Annotated in this window: 21 protein-coding genes and 2 riboswitches; of the genes, 3 read left to right on the top strand and 18 right to left on the bottom strand. The window is 42.6% G+C overall.

Features of this window, described 5'->3' with window-relative positions; translation table 11 throughout:
* Window positions 1-15: 15 nt before the first annotated feature.
* The 12 genes from BrL25_RS16595 to cobJ all read right to left on the bottom strand — a co-directional run bounded on the left by BrL25_RS16595 (window position 16) and on the right by cobJ (window position 13,319).
* Window positions 16-1,614, bottom strand: a complete 1,599-nt coding sequence (locus BrL25_RS16595; protein WP_018672798.1) for a cobyric acid synthase — start codon at window positions 1,612-1,614, stop codon at window positions 16-18.
* 15 nt (window positions 1,615-1,629) lie between these two features.
* Window positions 1,630-2,295, bottom strand: a complete 666-nt coding sequence (locus tag BrL25_RS16590) for a cob(I)yrinic acid a,c-diamide adenosyltransferase (RefSeq protein ID WP_018672799.1) — start codon at window positions 2,293-2,295, stop codon at window positions 1,630-1,632.
* Window positions 2,296-2,376: 81 nt separating this feature from the next.
* Window positions 2,377-3,813, bottom strand: a complete 1,437-nt coding sequence (locus BrL25_RS16585) for a cobyrinic acid a,c-diamide synthase CobB (protein WP_018672800.1) — start codon at window positions 3,811-3,813, stop codon at window positions 2,377-2,379.
* Window positions 3,803-5,011 carry a cobalt-precorrin 5A hydrolase gene (locus BrL25_RS16580; protein ID WP_018672801.1) on the bottom strand — a complete coding sequence of 403 codons (1,209 nt, stop codon included), beginning with the start codon at window positions 5,009-5,011 and terminating at the stop codon, window positions 3,803-3,805. Before BrL25_RS16580 ends, BrL25_RS16585 begins: the two co-directional genes overlap by 11 nt.
* Window positions 5,008-5,829, bottom strand: a complete 822-nt coding sequence (gene cobM, locus BrL25_RS16575; protein ID WP_018672802.1) for a precorrin-4 C(11)-methyltransferase — start codon at window positions 5,827-5,829, stop codon at window positions 5,008-5,010. Before cobM ends, BrL25_RS16580 begins: the two co-directional genes overlap by 4 nt.
* Before the next feature lie 5 nt (window positions 5,830-5,834).
* Window positions 5,835-6,602: a precorrin-2 C(20)-methyltransferase gene (gene cobI, locus BrL25_RS16570; protein ID WP_051088602.1), complete on the bottom strand. Its 768-nt coding sequence runs from the start codon at window positions 6,600-6,602 to the stop codon at window positions 5,835-5,837.
* Window positions 6,595-7,848, bottom strand: a complete 1,254-nt coding sequence (cbiE, locus tag BrL25_RS16565) for a precorrin-6y C5,15-methyltransferase (decarboxylating) subunit CbiE (RefSeq protein ID WP_018672804.1) — start codon at window positions 7,846-7,848, stop codon at window positions 6,595-6,597. Before cbiE ends, cobI begins: the two co-directional genes overlap by 8 nt.
* A complete protein-coding gene (locus BrL25_RS16560) occupies window positions 7,814-8,956 on the bottom strand; it encodes a cobalt-precorrin-5B (C(1))-methyltransferase (protein WP_018672805.1) in 1,143 nt (380 codons plus the stop codon). The genes cbiE and BrL25_RS16560 overlap by 35 nt, the downstream gene beginning before the upstream one ends.
* Window positions 8,953-9,618 (bottom strand): precorrin-8X methylmutase, encoded by a 666-nt coding sequence (locus tag BrL25_RS16555; protein WP_018672806.1) that lies wholly within the window; start codon window positions 9,616-9,618, stop codon window positions 8,953-8,955. Before BrL25_RS16555 ends, BrL25_RS16560 begins: the two co-directional genes overlap by 4 nt.
* Before the next feature lie 32 nt (window positions 9,619-9,650).
* Window positions 9,651-10,421, bottom strand: a complete 771-nt coding sequence (cobK, locus tag BrL25_RS16550) for a precorrin-6A reductase (protein ID WP_018672807.1) — start codon at window positions 10,419-10,421, stop codon at window positions 9,651-9,653.
* On the bottom strand, window positions 10,418-11,479 hold the full coding sequence (locus BrL25_RS16545) for a sirohydrochlorin chelatase (protein WP_018672808.1): 1,062 nt from the start codon (window positions 11,477-11,479) through the stop codon (window positions 10,418-10,420). The genes cobK and BrL25_RS16545 overlap by 4 nt, the downstream gene beginning before the upstream one ends.
* 13 nt (window positions 11,480-11,492) lie before the next feature.
* Complete coding sequence (cobJ, locus tag BrL25_RS16540) at window positions 11,493-13,319, bottom strand: precorrin-3B C(17)-methyltransferase (protein WP_018672809.1); 1,827 nt, start codon at window positions 13,317-13,319, stop codon at window positions 11,493-11,495.
* Between the two features lie 189 nt (window positions 13,320-13,508).
* Window positions 13,509-13,703, bottom strand: a riboswitch (cobalamin riboswitch).
* Window positions 13,704-13,897: 194 nt separating this feature from the next.
* Here cobJ and BrL25_RS16535 point away from each other — a divergent pair.
* A complete protein-coding gene (locus BrL25_RS16535; RefSeq protein WP_018672811.1) occupies window positions 13,898-14,461 on the top strand; it encodes a nitroreductase family protein in 564 nt (187 codons plus the stop codon).
* A 97-nt stretch (window positions 14,462-14,558) separates the two neighbouring features.
* Window positions 14,559-15,077 (top strand): hypothetical protein, encoded by a 519-nt coding sequence (locus tag BrL25_RS16530; protein ID WP_018672812.1) that lies wholly within the window; start codon window positions 14,559-14,561, stop codon window positions 15,075-15,077.
* Window positions 15,078-15,252: 175 nt separating this feature from the next.
* Here BrL25_RS16530 and BrL25_RS16525 read toward each other — a convergent pair whose 3' ends face one another.
* Window positions 15,253-15,825, bottom strand: coding sequence for a bifunctional transcriptional activator/DNA repair enzyme AdaA (locus tag BrL25_RS16525; RefSeq protein WP_018672813.1), 573 nt, complete (start codon window positions 15,823-15,825; stop codon window positions 15,253-15,255).
* A gap of 259 nt (window positions 15,826-16,084) precedes the next feature.
* Window positions 16,085-16,651: an energy-coupled thiamine transporter ThiT gene (gene thiT, locus BrL25_RS16520; RefSeq protein WP_035312140.1), complete on the bottom strand. Its 567-nt coding sequence runs from the start codon at window positions 16,649-16,651 to the stop codon at window positions 16,085-16,087.
* 229 nt (window positions 16,652-16,880) lie between these two features.
* Window positions 16,881-16,992, bottom strand: a riboswitch (TPP riboswitch).
* Window positions 16,993-17,358: 366 nt separating this feature from the next.
* Between thiT and BrL25_RS16515 the strand changes: the two genes are divergently transcribed.
* Window positions 17,359-17,580 carry a helix-turn-helix domain-containing protein gene (locus BrL25_RS16515; protein WP_003334928.1) on the top strand — a complete coding sequence of 74 codons (222 nt, stop codon included), beginning with the start codon at window positions 17,359-17,361 and terminating at the stop codon, window positions 17,578-17,580.
* A 66-nt stretch (window positions 17,581-17,646) separates the two neighbouring features.
* On the opposite strand, the gene BrL25_RS16510 is transcribed toward BrL25_RS16515, so the two are convergent.
* The 4 genes from BrL25_RS16510 to BrL25_RS16495 form a co-directional block, all read right to left on the bottom strand.
* On the bottom strand, window positions 17,647-18,570 hold the full coding sequence (locus BrL25_RS16510; protein ID WP_018672815.1) for an ABC transporter permease: 924 nt from the start codon (window positions 18,568-18,570) through the stop codon (window positions 17,647-17,649).
* Window positions 18,563-19,426, bottom strand: a complete 864-nt coding sequence (locus BrL25_RS16505) for an ABC transporter permease subunit (protein WP_018672816.1) — start codon at window positions 19,424-19,426, stop codon at window positions 18,563-18,565. Before BrL25_RS16505 ends, BrL25_RS16510 begins: the two co-directional genes overlap by 8 nt.
* Window positions 19,427-19,572: 146 nt before the next feature.
* Window positions 19,573-20,988, bottom strand: a complete 1,416-nt coding sequence (locus tag BrL25_RS16500) for an aryl-phospho-beta-d-glucosidase (protein WP_018672817.1) — start codon at window positions 20,986-20,988, stop codon at window positions 19,573-19,575.
* An 84-nt stretch (window positions 20,989-21,072) separates the two neighbouring features.
* Window positions 21,073-22,956 carry a beta-glucoside-specific PTS transporter subunit IIABC gene (locus BrL25_RS16495; RefSeq protein WP_018672818.1) on the bottom strand — a complete coding sequence of 628 codons (1,884 nt, stop codon included), beginning with the start codon at window positions 22,954-22,956 and terminating at the stop codon, window positions 21,073-21,075.
* Window positions 22,957-22,967: the final 11 nt, after the last annotated feature.

Raw genomic sequence — 22,967 nt, 5'->3', positions numbered from 1 at the left:
ATCATCCTTTGGAAATTAATTAGTATCCTTCTTTTGAAACCATGCTTCAAGATGACTAATATTTAAGTGACTTTCCACGTGATGTGCTAGTTGATCATAAGCTTTTTCGCGTCTCATCTGTTCGCTGACAACCTCATCTGTAAAGATCGGTAACCCTTTTTCCTGACGTAACAGGTTAGTAAGTTGTCTGGTAAAATGTCGATTATGGAAAATCCCATGCAGGTACGTTCCACTAGCTCTTCCATCTTTAGATATGGCACCGTCTTGTTTTCCATCCTGTAAGACAAGGAAAGGAGAGCCGGAGTGATCAGTCATACAGGTCTCTCCTAGATGGATTTCATATCCCGTTACTTCAGTTTGCAGATTCTGGTTGTCCCTAGTCTGTTCCATGGTGTGCTCATGCTGTTGGTCAACTTTCCCAATCGATAATCCTAACATTTCCTGTGCCTTTGGATGTAGCTCTCCGCTAACTTGCACGGTTCGTTTCTCCTGACAAAATGTCGTTTCAACAGGTAGGAAACCTAATCCAGCACGCTCTGGAACACTACCGTCTCCTTCTATGCCGTCTGGGTCGAGTAGTTTTTCACCTAGCATTTGGAAACCTCCACAAATCCCAAACAATCTTGTGCCTGATCGATGCAATTGGCGTAGGGCATCAACAATTCCTTCCTGTTCAAGCCATGCCAAGTCGTCTAACGTATTTTTTGTACCCGGAATAATAACTAGATCAGGTTTTCCTAGCTCCTGTCGGTTACGTACATATCGCACGCCTGTTTCTGGTTCATCAAACAACGGATCAAAATCAGTAAAGTTCGAAATACGAGGTAATCGAAGAATAGCAATATCAATAGGGAATTCAGCTTCTTGTGGTTGTTTAAAGCGAAGCGATGATAGTGCTAGCGAATCCTCCGCCTCAATCTCAACAGCCATATAGGGTAAAACAGCCAAAACAGGTATCCCCGTTTTCTTTTCCAACCATTCAACTCCATCGTCTAACAAATCGCGTCTTCCCCTGAATTTATTAATGATAAATCCTTTAATTCTTGCCCGTTCTTCTTCATCGAGTAGTTCCAGTGTCCCTATAATAGAGGCAAATACTCCGCCACGCTCAATGTCTGCCACTAAAATAACATCCGCGTCTGATAAATGAGCCATTCGCATGTTAGCAATATCTCGGTCTTTCAGATTAATCTCTGCCGGACTTCCTGCACCCTCTAAAATGAGAACATCGTACTCCCCTTGTAAACGTTCCAAAGCTTCCTTTACAATTGGCATAGCTTGTTCCACATAATTTTCTCGATACTCTCTTGCATCCATATCAGCGTAACGCTTTCCATGTACAATGATTTCGGCAACCATATCCTGCTTTGGCTTTAACAAGATAGGATTCATGTCTGTAGTAGCAGTTGTTCGTGCTGCTTCTGCCTGTACACCCTGAGCACGCCCGATTTCCTTACCATCTTTTGTTACATAGGAGTTAAGCGCCATGTTCTGTGATTTAAACGGTGCAACCCGATATCCTCGATTGGCAAAGATACGGCATAAAGCAGTACAAATTAAACTTTTCCCTACATCTGAGGCTGTGCCGACTATCATGATGGCGTTTGCTTGCATGTAAGCACTTCCTCTCTAAAATTCCAAACCTTTTACCGCTGGAATTCCTTCATTATAATAGTGCTTAGACGGCTCAATGGTAGAGACCAAATCTGCTAGTTCAATCAGTTCCGTTTTCGCACTGCGACCTGTGATTACCAAATGCATATTGGTAGGGCGATTTTTGATCGCTTCTACCACTTCTGTTAATGGTAGAACATCTTCAATCGGAAACGTAGAGATTGCTAATGCATTATTTAATTCATCTAATACCAATAAATCAATGGTTGGATCGCTTAATTTCTCTTTCGTCAACGACCATGCTTTTTTTAAAGCCTCACGATGCTCCTCTGGTGTCTTGGTCCAAGTAAAACCAATTCCCAGCTGTTGCATCTCCATTCCTAATTTACGCATGGACAATGACTCACCATAGGAGCGTTGGGGGGACTTAATAAATTGTAGAAACGTCACATTCATTCCCCGTCCCAAGGCACGCAGGCTAACACCTAAAGCCGCTGTTGTCTTCCCCTTACCATCACCTGTATACATTAAAAACAGGCCACGTCGTTCGACTCTTTCTTTTGGACTGTCCTTTTGCTGTAATTCATCAAGAGATTCCACTGGAACCACTGTAGCTGCTCCATTTACATTTTGCTCCTGGCTGTATGCCTGTTCTTGATTCACGTCATTTCGATGAGACATGCTTTGCTTCCCCCTTCTGATGATTCGCTGTCGCCTGTTGTACAGTAGGTAAGTCCTTGAAAATGTACCAGGCTGAATGAATTAATTAGAAGTTTTGTGCACAGTTGATTTTCGCGTGGCATACTCCCTGCATGAATCTAGCCAACGCTTAATCATTCCTGGTTGAGAAGCAAAATGCAAGTGTGTATAACCTGCCAACAAGTTACCCTTGGCGTAGCCTTCCTTTTTCACTCCTCGCATTCCCTTCACTTGGTAAGCATGATTATCTGTAGGCTCCTCTGTTATTTTAGAGTAATGGAACTCATGCCCGCGAGCAGTTTCACCTTCCAAAAGTAACAAGGAATCCCGCTCGGCTAACGCTTCCCGATAACCCAGCGCCGCTAACTTCTGTTGCATCTCTACTTTATAAGGAATAACGCCTACCATCTCATGCTGTTGTCCCGCACGATCTGTAATTGACTGACATAGATACATGAATCCGCCACATTCAGCAAAAGTAGGTAACCCCTCTTCGATCATGTCATGCAAGGTTTGCCGTTCTTTCGTCCATTGCGACAATCGTTCAGCAAATTCTTCGGGAAAGCCGCCACCAATATAAAGTCCATCAGCGTCCTTAGGGGGAAGCTCCCCGTGTAATGGGCTAAAATAACTAAGCTGGGCTCCATACGCTTCCAGTAACTCTAAGTTTTCCTGATAATAAAAGTTAAACGCTTCATCCTTTGCCACAGCTAGTTTCACTGGAGATAAATCGGACGATGCAGTAGATGGGCCAACTAGCAATTTCTCTGTAGGCTCAGCTAGGGCTGGTGCTCCATTTGCCAACGATAGTAATAATTCTAAATCAACTGTCGCTTCTATTTTCTCGGCTAACAGATCAAACCATGGCTCCATCTCCCCACGTTCAATAGCAGGAATTAGCCCAAGATGGCGTTCAGGTACTTGCAAGGACGGATCATTCGGTAAATATCCAATCACTGGTACATCACACATTTGTTCAACAGCCGCTTTTACTAGCTTAAAATGATTAGCGCTTCCACATCGATTGGCAATAACACCGGCGATTTTTACAGCTGGTTCCAACGCTTGAAAGCCTTTAACAATCGCTGCCGCACTACGAGCCATAGCCTTTACATCAAGAACAAGAATTACCGGCGCTTGTAGTAATAAACTTATTTCTGCTGTACTCCCTTGATTGCTAAGTGGATCTTTTCCGTCATAAAAACCCATGACCCCTTCAATCAAGCTGATATCAGCTGATTGGCTTCCACGCAGAAAAACTTCATGCATGACTTGCGGCGGCATCATCCATGTGTCCAGATTACGAGATATTCTGCCAGTTGCGGCTGTATGGTAAGTAGGATCAATGTAGTCAGGACCAACTTTAAATCCTTGTACATGGAGACCACGCTTGCGCAATGCCGCCATTAATCCGATAGATAATGTTGTTTTCCCTGCGCCGCTACTGGTTCCTCCCAACACGATTCGTGGACGTTGATGAGTCTGTCCCTTACTCTCCATGTAGAATGCCTCCTCCGTTAACCAAAGCGATGGACAAGGTTACATTTCCGTTTTTTTGTTTTGCTAAGAAAGGAGTCTCTGCCTTAGCACAACGCAATGCGGCAGGTTCACTGACACCATAGGCCCCAGTAAATTTATAAACTGTTTCCGAACGTTCTGTCATTGGCATTTCATTTAATTGCTCTGGTGTATAGGCAATTAATTTCCAGCCATATTTTTGACAAACAGCCAAAAGCCCTGCTTCATCCTGCTTTAATGTAATAGTTGCGATATTGCGTACGCTTTTGACCGAAAGACCCTGTTGCTCCAAGATTTGTAGAATGACTTGTTCGATTTCTTCCGATGACGTTCCACGATTGCAGCCAACACCAAGCACAATGGTTTTGGGACGATAGACAACCCCATTTTCTAAAAAGTGTGCCTGCTCTTCTACTGTTAATAACCGTGGTGTAATGACCAATGCTGCCTTAAAGGTATCATTCCAAGCCTCTGCCATGGAATGATACACTTGAAAATGTCCCGGCAATGGCTTATCTGGATAAGGCCACCAGCCGCTTTCTCCTGCTTCTTGAATAATAGCTACTTTTTCTTCATTGACCACACTGGCACTTACAGGTGTTACCTTATCAAAACTATCTAACTCCCAGCCAAATCCACGTCCGAACAAATCTACAGGAATCGTTTTTTGCACATCTGATGCCGTAGTAATCACTGGATTTGCGTCTAGTAATCTCGCAAGCTCACGGGTTAGCTCATTTGCTCCGCCTAAATGTCCTGATAAAACGCTGATGACATTCTCTCCTCGGTCATCAACGACTACAACACCTGGATCTACTTTTTTATCCTGTAAAACGGGAGCCATCATTCGAACAACAGCGCCAAGCGAGATGAAAAAGATAAGACCGTTATATTTCTTAAAGAAATCGGCAAACAATAGGCGAACAGAGCCAGTAAACATGCGAATATCTCGTTCTTGCTCATCTCCTACCATGAATTTTTCCATGTAGTATAAATGTGAACCAGGTAATACCTGATGCAAGTGACGAGCTTTCTCCACGCCATGTTTGGTAATGGCAACAATAGCGTATGGTAGTTGCTCTGGATTTTGTACGATCTCGCTTGGGGTACGTCCAGCGGTTACGGTGTTTCCTTCGGCTCCTGCCTGCCTGCCTACGCCTACTCCCGTACCCTCACTCATCCTTTAGTCACTCCTTTACGGAAACGATGCGTAAAGGTCTTATCATACAGCTTGGAGCGATGCTCAGAAGATTCATGAAGCATCGGGTCAAGTGCCCAGCCGGCTAAGATCATGGCATGGCTACGAATTCCATTTGCCGCCATATCTTTATCCAAATTCTCAAGGGTTGTACGGACAATTTTTTGATCTGGCCAAGATGCTCTTTGTACAACAGCTACAGGAGTTTGTTCGCTCCAGCCAGCTTCTACTAGCTCACGTACAACCTTTTTAGTTAACGTAGCACTTAAATACAGTGCAAGTGTACAGTGGTGACTAGCCAGATCCTTTAGTTGCTCACGATCTGGTACAGGTGTGCGTCCCTCTGCTCGTGTTAAAATCAGAGTTTGTGTTAATTCAGGTACCGTTAACTCTGCTTGTAGTGCTGCCGCAGCCGCAAATACAGAACTAACTCCCGGAACGATGGTAAAGGAAACCTCCGCCTTTTTCATTAACACCATTTGTTCCAAAATCGCACCGTACACAGCCGGATCTCCTGTATGTACGCGAGCGACGCTTTTTCCTGCTCGAACTCGCTCTACCATCATCTCAACCATTTCATCAAGAGCAAGTCCTGCACTTTTGATTACTTCTGCTTCAGGTTTGGCACGAGCAATTAATTCGTCGTTTACTAAAGAGTCTGTATAAATCACTACATCTGCTTTTTGTAGAATATTTAATCCTTTTACAGTGATTAAATCAGGATCTCCTGGTCCTGCTCCCACAATATAAACCATAGGCTCAAGCCCATTACTTGTCATTTTTTCACTAGGTTTGTTCATGTCATTCATCCCTTCCGTACTACCATTAGTGTAAGATATTCTAGCTCTTTACCTTTTAGCTGGCGAACGTCTTTCCAGATCGTCTCTTCACCAGATGTCACCTTGGTAATTACAGACGCACAGTCTGACATACCTAGCTCTTCTAGTAAGCCAATCATCATATCTAACACTTTAGCTACTTTCAGGAAAATGACAGTATCATGATGCTCCAAGACTCTGCGCATTGATTCTCGATCCTCGGTTGCTGGAATGATACCAACCTGCTCATCTCCGTCAGCTAATGGAATGCCTAATTGTGAAGCCGCTCCCAATACCGAAGAAATACCTGGAACCGTTACAACTGGCACTTCTGGATGCAATTGATTCATTAGGCGAGCCATATGGATAAACGTACTATATAAATTTGGATCTCCCTCTGTAACAAATACAACATTTTTACCTTGAGATAGCTTTTCCCAAACCTGGGCTACTGTCTGAGTCCATTGTTTCTTCAGAACATTTTCTTCTTTCGTCATTGGGAAAACTAATCCTAATAGCTCTTTTGAAAGACCATCCGTATACTGCTCCACAATGGTTAGCGCATAGCTTTTGCCGCCCTTACGCTTTTTAGGATAGGCGATAACATCCGCTTCCTTCATCAGACGAAACGCTTTGACTGTGATAAGCTCAGGGTCTCCAGGCCCAATTCCTATTCCATATAAAGTTCCAACAGAGGCATTCACCTGATTATTTGTCAGTGTATTTTCTTGATTTTCAAGAGTTGTATTAGTCATGTTGCTCATCTTTATTCTCCTCCTTGGCTTTGTGTTTAGCAGTTATGATATAGACAGGATTTAACCCTTCAAGTCGGGTCAGATGTAAAATTGGTTTACTGCGCGACACCTGTAGCATTGTGACCGACACGTCAAAACCGACTGCTTTGCAAGCCTGCATCGCATCTGCTAAATTTTCAATGGTAACCGCATTGATTACTACACGTCCACCTGGACGCAGGCGTTTGGCGAATAACTGGACTAGCTCTGTCAGCTCGCCTCCGCTTCCCCCAACAAAGATAGCATCTGGATCAGGAAATTCGTCCATACCAGCAGGGGCTTTCGCATGGACTACTGTTATATCCGTACGAAACTTGTACATATTAGCGCGAGCATTTTCTAAATCTGGCTCATTCTTTTCTACAGCATACACAGCTCCTAAAGGGGCGAGTTTCGCTGCTTCTATCGCCACCGAACCAGTTGCTGTTCCGACATCCCAGACGATGCTATCAGGTTTTATCTGCAACTCAGCCAGACTAGCTACCCGTACTTCTTTTTTGGTAATCAGTCCCTTATCTGGTTTACGTTGAGCAAATTCCTCATCAGGAATGCCCAAGGTCCAATTCACAGGTGAGGCATTCTCTTTTCTTTTTAAAATCATTACATTCAAAGGATCGCACTCTGTCTCTGCCAATTCCACAAGCGTAAACCACCGACAGCGTTCTTCTTTATTTCCCAGCCGTTCAGCTACAAACGCTTCATATTCATCCATACCAAATCGCAGTAGATACTGAGCTACTTTTGCTGGAGTATTTTCCTTATCGGTTAAAAGAGCTACCTTGGACTTGCCATTAATACGCTGTGCTAATCCAAGCATCGGACGACCGTGTACACTGTCGATATGAGCATCTTGCCAAGCTTCCTTCATTTTGCTAAAGGCAAGTTGCAAGCTACTCAAATGCGGCACCACTTGCACGACATCACGACCGAGTTTACGGGTAAGTAAACCTCCAATCCCATAAAACAATGGGTCTCCAGAAGCAAGCACTACAACCTCTTTACCTGCTTCTAACGCTTGTTTTATTTCGCCAATTGCTGCTAGCACACCACTTTTTAACGCATAGCGTTCACAGTCAAGGTCTGGGAAAAATGCTAAATGTCGTTCTCCCCCTACCAGCAATTGCGCTTGTTTGATTAGATCAACAGCCTGGGGAAATAACCCTTGAGCCCCATCATCCCCGATCCCGATTATCGTTACCTGTGTCATCTACTACCGCCTTTCCCAACAGTTCGCCTTTCAATGTGGTGAGCACGGTTTCTATAACCATGCCTCCCCCGACGTGCTTATTGATTTGTTCGGAGCATTTGTATGCCAATAATTCAAAAAAAGCGGAGTGTCCCGCTTGGCTCATGATTTCGCCCACCTGCATGGCCGTGTTGGCTCTCTCAATTTCTGCTATATGTTCTTCACTTGCACCTATTTCTCTGGCTACCTCCGCCAAAAATTGAAAATCAACAGAAGATCCTTTGGAATGCACCATCATTGCTCCTTGGGCAACCTTAGACAATTTACCCATCATCCCAACCATGGCAATGTGTGTAAATCCTTGTTTTTTGCCAATGAGTGCACTAAATCCCACGAAATCTCCCATTTGAATAAACGATTCTTCTGCCCAATCCGGATACAGTTCCATCGCTGTTTTTTCACTACGACCACCGGTTGTAATCGCAATCGCTTGGCAATTACTTGCCTTAGCTACTTGAATAGCCTGAGCTACCGATGCTTTGTAAGCAGCCGTTGAAAATGGCACGACCGTTCCTCGTGTTCCCAAAATGGAAATACCACCAACGATTCCCAGCCGTCCATTCAGTGTTTTCTTTGCAATCTCTTCTCCGTTCGGCACTGAAATGACAACGCTGACACCACGACCCTCTAAATCATGTTGATCTAAAAGCTCTTGGACAACACCTTTAATCATTTTACGTGGAACAGGATTAATAGCTGCTTCACCCACTGGAATCGGTAACCCCGGCTTTGTAACTCTACCGACACCAATTCCGCCATCCAAATGAATGCCACTATCATCATGCCAAGAAACACGTGACAAAATAAGGGCCTTATGAGTGGCATCTGGATCATCACCACCATCCTTGATGATACCAGTCTCCACCCAATTCTCTCCTCGTTCCTGAGATACCATCTGGAACGTAACCCGATCCTTATTAGGCAAAAGAATTTCCACCTCCGAAACTTCTTCCCCACTAAGTAAGGCTAGCAGGGAAGCTTTCGTGGCGGCGGTAGCGTTGGAACCTGTTGTATATCCGTGACGAAGTGGCTTCTCATTTTCTGCCTCCGCTACCTTTGCATTAGTCATGCACGCTCGCTCCGTTCTGTTGCTAGAATGGACAACGCATTAACCGCGGCCACAGCAACTGGGCTACCGCCTTTGCGATCCAAATTCGTAATAAATGGAATATCTAGCTTCGCTAATTCCTCTTTAGATTCGGCTGCGGACACAAATCCAACAGGTACGCCAATAACCAATGAAGGGTTGGCCTTGCCCTCTTTCACAAGACGAATCAATTCGAGTAAAGCAGTCGGAGCATTCCCAATAGCATAGATACCACCTTTAATTTGGCTCGTAGCTTTGCGAATAGAGATGATGGCACGAGTTGTATTCTCGGCTTTAGCCTGTTCCATTACATCAGCATCAGAAATATAAACATGTACATCTCCACCAAACGCCTTTAGACGTGGCTTACTAATACCTACTTGAACCATTTGAACATCTGCAATAATTGGCTCACCAGCTTGAATAGCGCGAATTCCAGCTTCTACTGCATCTGGATGGAACTGCATGCTACGTCCTAAATCAAAATCGGCCGTTGCGTGAATGACACGCTGTACCACACGATACTGGTCATCCGTAAATGGATGTGGGCCTAGCTCCTCTGTAATCATTTCAAAACTTTTCGATTCAATTTCTTGTGGTTGAATCGTTAATGGTTTGAATTCCGTATGAAATTGCGATGACATATTATAACTCCCCTTCTTTTCCCACGATATTTTTAGATCGTAGCGTGTGTTTTTATCGCTTTCAAAACGCTATCAAATGTGTGATGCGTTTCTCCGTACACGAGTTTAGGTCTGTCAATCATAATGGTATAGATGCCAAGCTCTAGGGCTGCCTCCAGCTTTTCATCCACAGCGCCTACCTTACCGCTTTCTTTTGTAATCATTGTAGTAACACCAAATTGAGTATACAGAGCGGCATTCAATTCTTTAGAAAAAGGACCTTGCATAGCAATGATATTTTTTTGCTCTACACCTAGCTCTTCACACTTTTCCATATTGTCTTTACGTGGCAGCATTCTTGCGATCAAACGAATCTCAGGATCACCTAGTAAATGCTTGGTAAAAGTACCGAGTGTTTTACTTCCAGTGGTTAGCATAACCACGCCTTTTCTGCTTTTTGCTTCCAATGCTGCTTGTTCATAATTTTCCACCAAGAGCACACTAGGATGATCAACATAACTACGGGTCTCCCTCTCAAAACGAATGTAAGGGAGCTGTAATTCTTCTGCGCATGCCATAGCATTTTTAGAAGCTTCCTCTGCAAAAGGATGACTCGCATCCACAATAGTTGTGGCCTTCTGTTCCTTGGCTAAGGCAATCATATCCGCTAGTGGCAATCTTCCTACACGCGTGGCGATACCTTCTTCCTCCAAGCTTTTTGCAGCAGAATCGGTGACAACCGTTGCCAGTAGATCAATGCCTGTTGACTTCAAAAGAACAGCCAATTCGCGTGCATCACTTGTTCCTGCCAAAAACAGGATCATACACGTACCCCCCGTTTATCGTTAGCTTCTGTAGCTTGCGACTCCTTGCTACAGGATGGTTGTTCCTTTTTTGGTACCGGGGTATGACTATGCCCATTTGTATGGTGATGATCATGGTCATGGTGGTGATCATGGTCATGGTGGTGATCATGGTCATGATGGTGATCATGGTCATGATGGTGATCATGGTCATGATGGTGATCATGGTCATGATGGTGATCATGATCGTGGTGGTGATGATCGAATACAGCAAGTTTTCTAAATTGACAAAGATCACAGTTGGCTAATGCCCGTCCTTGTAGTGCTTCCACAGAGCGATCTACCACAATTTGTTCTAGCAATTCATGGAATCCTAACGCCTCGCTCATCGATGCTTGTATATCAGGGAACTCCTGATGAAACTGTTGTAAATTCTCTTCTAGACGCTTTAACAGAATACCCGTAAATAACAAATAAGGAAGGACATAAATTTGCTTAGCTCCTTGTCTTACACAACGAACTAACCCTTCTTCCACTGTTGGATAGGTAACGCCCATGTACGCCACTTCAACGTTACCTACCCCTGTGCTCTCCCACAACAAACGAGCTATTTTACATAGGTCACTGTTTGCGTCCGAGTCACTACTCCCACGACCTACTAACAGAATGGCACTATCCTTGTTTGCCTGTTCTAGTGGAGTATATGTGGTTGTATTTTGTAAACGATCCCGCAAAATTTGCACCATATCTTCATGGACACCTATAGGGCGACCATAGCGAAAATCGACATGTGGATATTTCGCTTTAGCTTCATCTATTTCATGGGGGATGTGTAGTTTTGCATGGGCCGCTTGAAACAGCATTAATGGTACCATTGCTACAGTGGTAGCCCCGCGCTCTACTATTTTTTGCACCCCTTGCATAATGGTTGGTCTGGTTAACTCCAAGAAACAAGTCTCATACAGTGTTACCTCTGTTTGTTCCTTTAACAACTCAGTAACTCGCTGTGTAAACTGTAGAAGATGCTCATTTCCCTCGGCATCTCTGCTACCATGACCGATAAAAAGTATTCCGTTCAAAGAATTCCCCCCCTTAATCTCCACACGGTTCTTCGATTTGCAACGGCGCTATGAATTCCTGATAACGATATTCAAGTACTTGCCCTGTACGTTTAAAGAATTTATGGAATCGTTCATCGATATGACCTTTTACCTTATATTCATCCACAATTCGTTCTACAAGACCAATAATTTGCTCTTCCGGTATTCCCTCAGCAATGCGTTGTCCAGGATGTGCATTACGCCCAATACGTTTACCACCTAAAAACACATCATATGCACCACGTCGATACACAAGACCAATGTCTTCCATAACCGCACCATAGCATGCCATTCCGCAGCCGTTAAAACCAATTTTTAAATCTTTAGGCACAGCTAGACCATCCAATCGTCTGCCTAATTCTTCAGCTACGGGTATGGATTCATCCTTTTCTAAATCACAAAAATCACATGCTTTTACCTGTGCACTAGCTCCGATCGGAAACAACTGAAAGCCTACTGCTCTTAATTGTTCTGTTACTTTTTGTGGATCTACCTGAGGTAATCGGAGAAGAATTTGATGCTCAATGCTATACATCATTTCTCCGCCATCTTTAGTCAAATCTGCCAAGAGTCGCATTTGCTCAGAGGTAAAATTCTTGCGCGCTACGCCAGGCGAAACGCCTAGCTCTAAAATATCAACAACTCCGCTAAACGGACGTGGTGGCGGAGTGATACCCTGATTAAGCTCTAAGGCTGTCTTTTCATCAACACACGCAAGCGCTTCCATCGCTAGCTGAAAAGCTTTAACCGCTTGTTTAGGAGCTTGAAAGCTCTCCGTTTCTACCTGAAAAGAGTTTTCAGGTACCTGCTCTACTTCCCCAGAGAATTGCCTGGGATTTGAAAGGGCTTCCATTGTCGCTAATGGTGTTGAGTCAGAAACTTGAGCTTCTTGTATTGTAGCTTGTGGTGACGTCGCTACAGTCACTCCACCAGTTGGTTGTCCTTGTTCAGAAGAAGAGCCAGATAACAGATTTCCATTCTCAGGCTGACTGTGAAGCGCCCAAGGCTCTGCCTTCTCCTGTAAACGTTCATGAGGTTTTAGCGGTTGATCCATACGATTTAACGTATATTTACGTTGATATCCGCGTGGTGTAATGATTTTTTGGTCGTAAACAAAAGTGGTCGTGTTTCCGATGATTACCGTTGTCAACATTCCAATTTCATGCTGCAACATGTCTGCAAGAGTTGTAATTACAACATGCTCACGGTCTCGGTAGGCGCTTTTCACGATTCCTACAGGCGTATCAGGAGAACGATATTTTAATAAAATTTGCTGTGTTTCTACAATTTGTCGTGTACGACGACCACTGCGAGGGTTATACAACGCAATTACAAAATCAGCAGAAGCGGCTGCTTCCACACGCTTAGCGATCGTTGCCCACGGTGTAAGATGGTCACTCAAGCTGATTGTGCAAGCGTCGTGCATGATTGGAGCACCTAATAAAGAGGCGCAAGATTGAATTGATGAAATCCCAGGTACAACCTCTACCTTCACCCCAGTGGATTCTTTCCAGCCTTTTTCTACAAGTACTTCATAGACTAATCCGGCCATGCCGTATACTCCAGCATCCCCACTAGAAATAACGCCAACAACTTTACCTAACTCAGCCAATCTTACCGCTTCTTGAGCACGACTAACCTCTTCTGTCATCCCAGTACGTACGACACTTTTTTCTGAGATTAGTTCTCTAATTAAATCTACATAAGTGTTGTAGCCAATTACCACTTCGCATTCTAGGATAGCCTCTTTTGCGCGATGCGTAATGTGATCATGATGTCCTGGTCCAAAGCCAATTAGTAGAATTTTTCCTTTATCCATCTACTCCAAGCCCCCTATCCTTATTTGCAATCGACCTTACATTTTTATACAATAAAAAAAACAGCACTTCCCCCCGTCTGACTTACGTGAGAAGTGCTGTTATGATGAGCTTGTTATTTTTTGAAAAGGAGTGTCCCCTTCTGTAGCAAAACTGCTCTCATAACACCTCCCCATCTGCCGTAGGTCTGGCGGTGTTGTTAGAATAAAGAGGGTAGCCTGACTCATGGATCGCATCCTGCTCCTTTTCGCCTCCTGAATATTTGTTATATCCAGTGACAAAAGCGGGCTCTCCAATTACAGTGGCGGGACCGTGTTGGATTTTCACCAACTTCCCCATGTGAATCGTTTCTCAATGTAACAATTCCTTTATTCCCAAGCTTATGTGATTACTTCTATCATAATCCAATTTGCATTTTATTGTCCATACTTTTCTGTCTAGCCCACTCGGGACTGGACAAGAAGTAAAAGAAGATCGTATACTGACATACTATTAGAAATCTTCTATTTTTATGCAAAGACAAAAACATATTTGAATAAACAGTATCATATTTAACATATTATAGAAAGGTTGTTAAAACATGTCCCTCTTAAACACATTACAACAGCGTCAAGCTATACGTGCCTACGATGGTCGCGATGTAGAAAAGGCAAAGATTGAGCAGTTACTAGAAGCAGCTGTACTAGCACCCAATGATCGCTTGCGAGAACCTTGGCATTTCTATGTTATTCAAGGCGCTGCTAAAGAACGATTTAACCAACTAGCACAGGATTTCTTACTTGAACGCTTTCCTACCAAACCTCATTTAGTAGAAGAGTCCATGAAAAATGTTCTAGCTACCCCTCTCATTATAATCGCTACATCACAAATCGTAGACGGAGACGAAGCTTCCTCGCTTGATAATGATTACGCTGTAAGCTGCGCTATCCATTCTATGTGGCTGATGGCGTCTGAGCTAGGACTAGGTTTTGTGTGGCGTACGCGCGGTGTAGGTCTAGCAAGAGATGAACGTCTCAAAGCATTCTTATCCCTATCCGATCAAGAGAAGGTGATTGGTTCGTTATTCATTGGCTATCCAACTGACGAAGCCACACCTCGTACTACTCGCAAGCCTTTTGCACAGAAAACAACCTGGGTCGAGTAAGAATATGGCATAATTGAAAAGGTTACATTTTTCCCCGCTTTGTTGTAACATTTTCCTCTCCTGCTACGTATTATTTTTATAGTAGGTGATGATACATATGACAAATCACATGACTTTTGCCATAATGGTAGGCTTGTGTGCGACAGCGGGACTTTTTTTATTTCGACGCGCTGTGACGAGTGGGGATCGTCAGCAAGGTGGATTCTGGATTAATGGCCTAGCTATCGCTATTGCAACTTTGCTGGTTTTGTTCTCAAGCGCCATCGTCGTGTTCCTATTGGTTACGATTCTCTGGACAGTCGGCTTTCTGTTTCCTATGTTTGTCGACAAATCTGATTTCTGGGTACTCGTTTCCTTTGCGGGCGTCTCCTTTTTCATGTTAATGCTGTACGAACTCATTCTTGAACCAGTCCTTTTATACATAATGCAAAGACTACATATCTCAAGAAATTGGAAATTGATACCTGAAATTTTAGCAACTACCTTTATTTTTTATCTCGTGCATACCACATGGATTCCCGGTGTTTTGTTAACTCCATTAACTCCCTTATTTGTTGGTATCCTGGCTGTAACAGTCGATTATTTTTTAGAATGCATCATGGGTGAAAGAAGATAAAACATAGACACGACAAAAAGCACCTCTTTGTGCGCGAATTTCGCAGCACGACAGCAGGTGCTTTTTATCTGTCCTTTCATTGGACAAAAAGGCGCTTCTGCTAGATACAGAAACGCTCAATCTGTTCTTACATTCTTTTTTATATGTATGTTCTACCGTTTTACAACATGTGCACTTAGCGTGTTGTTCCTGTTTTGCCCTGTTTCTTCTGCTGTAAGCGGTACTGAGTAGGTGTACAACCTGTTTCCTTCTGAAAAACAGCGGCAAAATAGGCACTATTGCGAAACCCTACTCCGCTTGCAATCATTGAAACATTTCGATCTGTTTCTAGTAGTTGCTTCTTCGCTTCATCCATTCGGATGCGCGTTAAATATTTGCCGGGTGTTATCTTCATGCAACGAGAAAAACAACGCTGCAAATAAAAAGGACTCACATAGAGACGTGACGCCATTTCACGCAGAGTTACGGGTTGGTTATAGCAATCGTGAATCATCTCTAGCAGACGGGTTGCCGCATCTTCTTCCGCCGATTTCCATGTTGGTTCAGATGGTCTACACCGCTTGCAAGGACGAAAACCTGCAGCAATGGCATCGGACGCCGCATAATAAATCTTCACATGCTCTCTTTTGGGTGTCCTTGATTTGCATGACGGTTTGCAAAAGATCCCCGTCGTGCTAAGGCCATAAAAGAATAGTTGATCATAATTTGGATCGCATTCTACTATAGCCTTCCAGAACTCCTCTTTCATCCACGATCCCTCCTAGCCTTCAATCTTCAGTATAACGTAATGTTTTTACTTGTAGTAAGCAACCAAGAATAAAAGAGCAAAATTTCGATAGTTTTTTCTTAATTTCACAATTATGTAACTTTTTCCAATACATAAGGTTGTTCCATTTCTTGTTTTTCTTGATCAATTTACTAACAGAACATTCTTTATTTTACTGATACTAAAAAAGCTAAGAGAAGGAAGCAAGCCCCTTCTTTTAGCTTTTTTACAAATTACTTTATTATATACGTCGATAAGCGCCCGCATTCTGCTGAAACAATTGAGGTGCCCTATTTGCCAGTAATGTAACTACTAAAGCCGTAATCACATACTCAGGTATCAAATAGGTCGCATTATATATGAGGGAATAAAGCGTTGCAGGTGTTCCTTCCGGGGCATAGCTACCAAACCAGACAGCCCCTGAAGTCGTACGGATAGCCAGACATAACGCGATTCCGACTAGTAATCCACCCCAGATGGATGCAATTTTTGTTGCTTTGTTTTGCGTCTTACTAGCGTACAGGAACGCACCAAAGCCTAGCATGGCATATGAGAAGGGATAGTCTAACAACATTTGAATAGGATGCACCATCTCGCCGCCAAAAAAGAATTTAACCATGCCTACCAGCGCACCTGTGATTAAACCTGCTACCCAACCACGGCGAAAAGCCAATAAGGCTATGGGTACCATTACCAAAGAAACGCTCCCACCTTGAGGCATAGCAAACAATTTTACCTTACTTAAAATAACAGCAATCGCTGCCATGATAGCTATTTCCATCATGATGACCAATCGTGTTCGTGACATTTCTTCTCCTCCTCGTTCTGATGCAATATGTATGTAAGCAGCAGAAATAGAAAGGGTCCAACTCAAGTTTTTATAGACCAAAAATAAAAATAAGGGCAAATTGTATCTCCTAGTTGGTTGTGAAAAAGGTGTTTTTGATGTTTTACACACAAAAAAACCACCCTTAGACGGATGGTTCTCAACTCGGCGATACAACCCCATCTCGACGATAGAGCTACAGCTTTCGCACTTGAAGTCAGCTACCTCTCCCTCCGCTGGCATTACCCAGTTCAGGTTCTACGGTTAGTAACGCATTCTGTTACAATCTCAGCCGTATTTGCTCGGCCCCCGTTTAGTACACGCTTATTTCGTTTTTCAATGTTACAAATTCAAGTAATACCATAACATATTACGAATGTTTTGCAAAGCACATCTTTGATGCAACGTTTTTTCGTTGCTACTGCCTTTTTTCATGATTATAGGTTATGACTTTGCTTCTACCAATACAGAAAAATTAGGTTGAATAAGTAGAAATGTTTACAATATGTATTGGAAAAACAGAAATTGAGTAGGCCGAGGTACCCACCTTTCACGCTATGAATAGTATGTAAGGCAAAAGCCTAAAAAGCCTGCTACTCCGGCACCAACACACTCCCCCTGACATAGGATAAGGTGACTGTATCCCTCAACCTTGTTCCTGTAGAGCCCACAAGGAGGGGTGGCACGTTTTGAAGAGTAGCGACCAAAGTAAACCGTTATTAACTAATCGCGAAAGAGAAGTGTTTGAACTCCTGGTCCAAGACAAGACCACAAAAGAGATAGCAGGACAGCTCTTCATCAGCGAAAAAACAGTCAGAAATCACATTAGTAACGTCATGCAGAAATTGGGCGTGAAAGGGCGGTCACAAGCCGTAGTAGAATTGGTGAGGCTTGGCGAATTAAAAATTTGACCGCTCGAGTGAAATACCTCCCTTTTCTTCAAATATTTGAAGAGAAGGGGGGATTTTTTCATTCCCTTAGACATAAGGGGTCCGATTATATGCTTCTTCATATCGCTTCTTCATTCCATTTACAATTAGAGTAAAACCTAAAATCGCAAACATAAAAGCGGTTAACGGAGCAAAGAAAATCCATTGCTTGGCTTGTAGGAAAGCACGTGCTTGTCCAATTAATCCAGCCCATTCATACGTTTTAGTTAAAAAAATACTCGGATCAAATTGCTGAATCGTCCCACCGATAAACAGGTTAAAAATACCCAATTGTCCCATCAAAGTCATAACCCCGATAATCTCCATAACAAAAAGCATCATAATCTGCTCTTTTAGTTGAGGAAGGATATGCCTGAGCATAATGTGATTTTTGCTAGCCCCAATAGAAATGGCTGCTGTGACAAAATGAGCTTCCTTCAACTGCTCTGTTTTTTGACGAACTGATGATACAACACTTGGAATACCTAGCACTGATACAACTATAGTAAAAATCATCACTAAGTCAAACGAAGATAAAGGTGAATTGATATTAATGCGGTACAGCAGAAAGTATACTGGTAAAAACAGCGGCACATGGCCCCACGCATTCTCTAGACTGAGCCACCATCTCTGTGGACGATCTGCCATTCCTATTTTGAGTCCGATGATCATTCCTAACATAACTCGCAACAAGGCACAAGCAATCGTAACAAACAGCGTATATCTTGCACCATATAACAAGGAAGTTAGCATATCATGTCCCCATTTATCTGTTCCAATTGGATATTTCTCTGAGGGTGGCAATGGTGGTGAAACGATGACTTGCGTACCATTTACCTCTACATATTCGGCTCGTACCTGAAAGTCTATATCATACGGAGCAACCATTGGTCCAAAAATAGCAACAATGAATAGCACTGATACAATAAAGAAACCCAACCATAATGAAATTCTACCTTTTTGCTTATTCATAAATAAACCCTCGCTCGAACAAATATAGGAAAAAACGAATAATGGCATAGGCTAGACCTGTGATCAGTAACAAAATACACAAACCAATCACAACTATATTAAATTGGTATGTGCCGAAAATAAATCTAGTGATTCCTGACACATTTAGAAGATACTCCACAATAAACAAATTAGTCACAGAAATCGAGATCGCTTTCTTTAGATCAGCAATAAAAAACGGTTTTATATTTTTATACATGTGGTGCAATTGAACATGGAATCCACCGAGCCCCTTAGCAACCGCGGTCCGTACGTAATCTTCTCCCCCGACCTGCTTGTATTTTAAATCAACTAGCTTCACTAAATACAGCATGGGTCCAATCGATAGAACCAAGATTGGAAACCAAATCCTTGAAAAATCCTTGCTTAACGGTGAGATGGTAAGTAGACGGACACCCGTTGTTTTATAGATCGTAACCGTCAAAAATAAAAAGAATAAAATTAAAATAAAATCAGGAATAATGGAAATGAAATCAAGTACTTTTTTTATCCACGTAATAATCCGCCACCTGTGTAGAAACAATCCGAACAGAATACTCACAATGATAGAAACGAGTAAACTGGACAGCAAAAGAATAAATGATTGTTTGGCAAAAGGAAAAATATCTTCTGAAATATTACGTATATTGGCACCAGATGTATATTGTCCTAAGGTTCCCTGAGAAACATCGTGTATAAGAGCCCCTGTTTGTAGGATTACGTTTTCTGGGGTTATGAACAATAATCCGTCTTCATTAATGGCAAGCATCTGTGGTAACCCTGCCATTATTATCACTAGAATAAGCATGATTATTATTTGTTTTAAAAATTTGAACAATTCTTACACCTCCACTTTGTAAAGAGCGTACTATATCATGAATCAAACTTCCAGACCACTCCATATATTTTATTTTTATTTATGACTTTTCTATCAAAATAATAAAAAGGCGCAAAGGTTATAAATAACCTAGCGCCTCTATCATTTTAGTCTAGCACCTCTCCATTACTAGCAATGACATTTTTATACCAGTAGAAACTTTTCTTTTTCAATCTTCTCAGCGTTCCCCTTCCTTCATTATCTTTATCTACATAGATGAACCCGTAACGTTTCTTCATCTCAGCAGTGGAGGCACTAATTAAATCAATTGGTCCCCATGTTGTGTAACCAATCAGGTCAACACCATCGGCAATCGCTTCTTTCATTTCAGCAATATGATCCTTTAAGTAAGCAATACGATAATCGTCCGCAATGACGTCCCCTTCTTCCACAACATCAACTGCCCCTAATCCATTTTCAACGATAAACAGTGGTACCTGATAACGATCGTACAAAATATTAAGTGCGATACGTAGACCTTTCGGGTCGATTTCCCATCCCCAATCTGTTGCTTTCAAGTACGGGTTTTTCACTCCGCCCATGATTAGATTTCCATCTGTTGCGCCAGCTTTTTCAGGGGTTACTGTTGCAGTTCTACTTACATAGTAGCTAAAGCCTAGATAATCTACTTTATACGTGCGCAGTAGCTCTTCGTCGCCTTCTTCTATGACGATTTGAATATCATTTTCAACAAAATAGCGCTTCGTATAGGATGGATAGTAGCCTCTCACTTGAATATCGGTAAAGAATAATGTTTCCCGATCTGTTATAAATGCTTTCCATACATCTTCTGGATTACTTGTTAGTGGATAGGTTGGCAAATATGCTAGCATGCAACCAATCTGAGCATCAGGAATGATCTCGTGGCATGCTTTTACAGCCAAAGCGCTTGCAACAAACTGATGGTGAGCCGCTTGATACATCGTATTCTTCTCGTTCTCACCTTCTGCAAATACAAGTCCGCCACCCGTAAACGGTGCATGTAGCACAACATTAATCTCATTGAAAGTCATCCAGTATTTCACTTTATCTTTGTAACGTTTAAAGAGTGTTTTAGCAAACCGTTCATAGAATTCAACTAACTGACGGTTTCTCCATCCCCCATATTGCTTCACCAGATAGAGAGGCATCTCATAATGAGAGATCGTTACTACCGGCTGAATACCGTGCTTACGAATTTCATCAAACAAATTATCATAGAATTTCAATCCTTCTTCGTTTGGCTCAAGTTCGTCACCATTCGGGAAAATTCTTGTCCAAGCAATCGAGGTACGGAAGCATTTGAAGCCCATTTCTGCAAACAAGGCAATGTCTTCTTTATAGCGATGATAAAAATCGATAGCTTCATGATAGGGATAGAACCCTTTCATTGATTCATCATGCGGGTACATAATGCCTCGAGGTGACACATCTGCTGTTGAAAGTCCTTTACCACCCTCTTGGTATGCACCTTCAAGCTGATTAGCTGCTACCGCTCCTCCCCATAGAAAGCCTTCTGGAAATTTCTTCACGATTTGCTTCATAACTTGTTTCCTCCTTATAAGTAGAATTGCATCTATGCAAAATTTTGTTATAAACACAGGTTGTAGATCATCATGTAATCCCCCTTATACACGCAGGGTGAGCAACAGCTCTGTCTCTTTCATTTCAGCTTGAGTCGAAGGTTGGATCTCTGGATATTGATCTGTATTCGTGATGATCACAGGAGTTATTGTCTCAAAGCCTGCCTGTCTAATCTCATGAAGATCGAATTCGATGAGCAACTCACCTACCTTGACCTGCTGACCTGTCTGTACATGGGCTGTAAAGTGTTTACCCTCTAATTTAACGGTATCAATTCCAATATGAATCAATACCTCTGCTCCCTCATCACTGATTAATCCTATGGCATGCTTCGTATTAAAAATCGAGACAACAGTCCCATTCACTGGCGAGACAACACGTCCCTCCGCGGGTTCAATTGCTATTCCTTTTCCCATAATCTCTCTGGAAAAGGTAGGATCGCTTACTTCTTGTAATGGATGAACAACTCCAGCTAATGGACTGTAAATCTGTTCACTTTTAACAAGTGTATGTCCTATTTCCACTACTTTTTCTATCTCTATCATGTCTTCTGTCTCTCTCGATTCTTCCTTAGCTTCGTTGCTTGGAATATCAACAAATCCCAGAAGATATGTCACAACTGCTCCGACAACAAAGGCAATGAGCATACCAATAATCGCATACCAGAACGTTTCGCCAATAAGGATAGGCAATCCAGGCAATCCTGCATTTCCTCCTACAATATACGCTTTCGTATTAAACAAGCTGATAAAGGCTCCACTGACGGCTCCACCGATTAACGCCGCGATGAATGGTTTTTTCAGTCTCATGTTGACCCCATACATCGCTGGCTCTGTAATACCCATCGTTGCTGTTATACTTGTAGACATGGCAATTGACTTAAATTCCTTGTTTCTTGATTTCAAGAATACCCCAAAGGCTGCTCCCGCTTGTGCTAAGTTAGCTACGAACATAATCGGAAGAATGTAATCGTAGCCAAGCTGAGCGACGGTACCAATCATAATCGGTATAAGCGCATAGTGCATGCCAGTAATAATAATGAGGGACATCGTTCCACCAAGTAGCACACCTGCAAACAATCCTGCATGATCAAACAACGCGGTAATCCCTGAGGCAAGTCCATTTCCGATAATAGTTCCAATTGGTCCAATGGCAATGAGCATAAGCGGTACCACAATGAGCAAGGTAATCATGGGTACTAAAATCAGCTTCATTGATTTATGAACTGCTTTATCTACTGCTTTTTCCACATAAGATGCCAGCCAGATCGTAATGACGATTGGAATAACCGACGAAGCATAGGTAACGGCTGTTACCGGCATCCCAAGAAAGCTTGTATTTTGACCTGTTCCTAACAAGGCTGTCAGTTGAGGATGAAGGACAGCAGCTGCGACAGAAACAGCAACGAAAGGATTATTCCCAAATTTATTTGCCGCACTAAATGCTAAGATAAGCGGTAGGAAGTAGAAAGCACCGTCTCCAATCGCATTTAGTATCAGATAGGTACTATCGTCTGGCGACATCCAGCCAAAGGTTGCCGCTAGAGACAAAAGACCTTTAATCATCCCAGCACCAGCTATGGCTGGTAGAATCGGTGTAAATACCCCGGCAATTACATCAAAAATAGCACTTATCGGGTTTTGCTTCTTTTTCGGAGCCTTATCATGTCCTTGTTTCGTAGTTACATCGGTACTCTTCATGATCTCTTTATAAACCTGCGCCACATCGTTACCAATGATTACCTGAAATTGACCTCCACTCTTCATGGTACCCATGACACCTTTTGTCTTTTCCAGCATCTCTTTATTAGCAAGCTGATCGTCATGCAAGTTAAAGCGTAATCTCGTCATACAGTGGGTGACATGTGCAATATTTTCTTTTCCTCCAACAAGCGCTACAATTTCTTTTGCTACTTTTTCCTGATCCATAGAAAAACACA

This window comes from Brevibacillus laterosporus DSM 25, from assembly GCF_002706795.1.
GTDB lineage: Bacteria > Bacillota > Bacilli > Brevibacillales > Brevibacillaceae > Brevibacillus_B > Brevibacillus_B laterosporus.
Note: the sequence above shows the minus strand (reverse complement) of the source record. Positions and strands in the feature narration are given on the sequence as shown.

Coding starts and splice junctions, on each gene's coding strand:
- BrL25_RS16530 (WP_018672812.1), top strand. CDS start 14,559: ATGACAAATCACATGACTTTTGCCATAATGGTAGGCTTGTGTGCGACA.
- BrL25_RS16580 (WP_018672801.1), bottom strand. CDS start 5,011: ATGAGTGAGGGTACGGGAGTAGGCGTAGGCAGGCAGGCAGGAGCCGAA.
- BrL25_RS16500 (WP_018672817.1), bottom strand. CDS start 20,988: ATGAAGCAAATCGTGAAGAAATTTCCAGAAGGCTTTCTATGGGGAGGA.
- BrL25_RS16535 (WP_018672811.1), top strand. CDS start 13,898: ATGTCCCTCTTAAACACATTACAACAGCGTCAAGCTATACGTGCCTAC.
- BrL25_RS16595 (WP_018672798.1), bottom strand. CDS start 1,614: ATGCAAGCAAACGCCATCATGATAGTCGGCACAGCCTCAGATGTAGGG.
- cobJ (WP_018672809.1), bottom strand. CDS start 13,319: ATGGATAAAGGAAAAATTCTACTAATTGGCTTTGGACCAGGACATCAT.
- thiT (WP_035312140.1), bottom strand. CDS start 16,651: ATGTCACGAACACGATTGGTCATCATGATGGAAATAGCTATCATGGCA.
- BrL25_RS16525 (WP_018672813.1), bottom strand. CDS start 15,825: ATGAAAGAGGAGTTCTGGAAGGCTATAGTAGAATGCGATCCAAATTAT.
- BrL25_RS16510 (WP_018672815.1), bottom strand. CDS start 18,570: ATGAATAAGCAAAAAGGTAGAATTTCATTATGGTTGGGTTTCTTTATT.
- cobI (WP_051088602.1), bottom strand. CDS start 6,602: ATGACTAATACAACTCTTGAAAATCAAGAAAATACACTGACAAATAAT.
- cobM (WP_018672802.1), bottom strand. CDS start 5,829: ATGAACAAACCTAGTGAAAAAATGACAAGTAATGGGCTTGAGCCTATG.
- BrL25_RS16585 (WP_018672800.1), bottom strand. CDS start 3,813: ATGGAGAGTAAGGGACAGACTCATCAACGTCCACGAATCGTGTTGGGA.
- BrL25_RS16555 (WP_018672806.1), bottom strand. CDS start 9,618: ATGTCATCGCAATTTCATACGGAATTCAAACCATTAACGATTCAACCA.
- cobK (WP_018672807.1), bottom strand. CDS start 10,421: ATGATCCTGTTTTTGGCAGGAACAAGTGATGCACGCGAATTGGCTGTT.
- cbiE (WP_018672804.1), bottom strand. CDS start 7,848: ATGACACAGGTAACGATAATCGGGATCGGGGATGATGGGGCTCAAGGG.
- BrL25_RS16495 (WP_018672818.1), bottom strand. CDS start 22,956: ATGGATCAGGAAAAAGTAGCAAAAGAAATTGTAGCGCTTGTTGGAGGA.
- BrL25_RS16560 (WP_018672805.1), bottom strand. CDS start 8,956: ATGACTAATGCAAAGGTAGCGGAGGCAGAAAATGAGAAGCCACTTCGT.
- BrL25_RS16590 (WP_018672799.1), bottom strand. CDS start 2,295: ATGTCTCATCGAAATGACGTGAATCAAGAACAGGCATACAGCCAGGAG.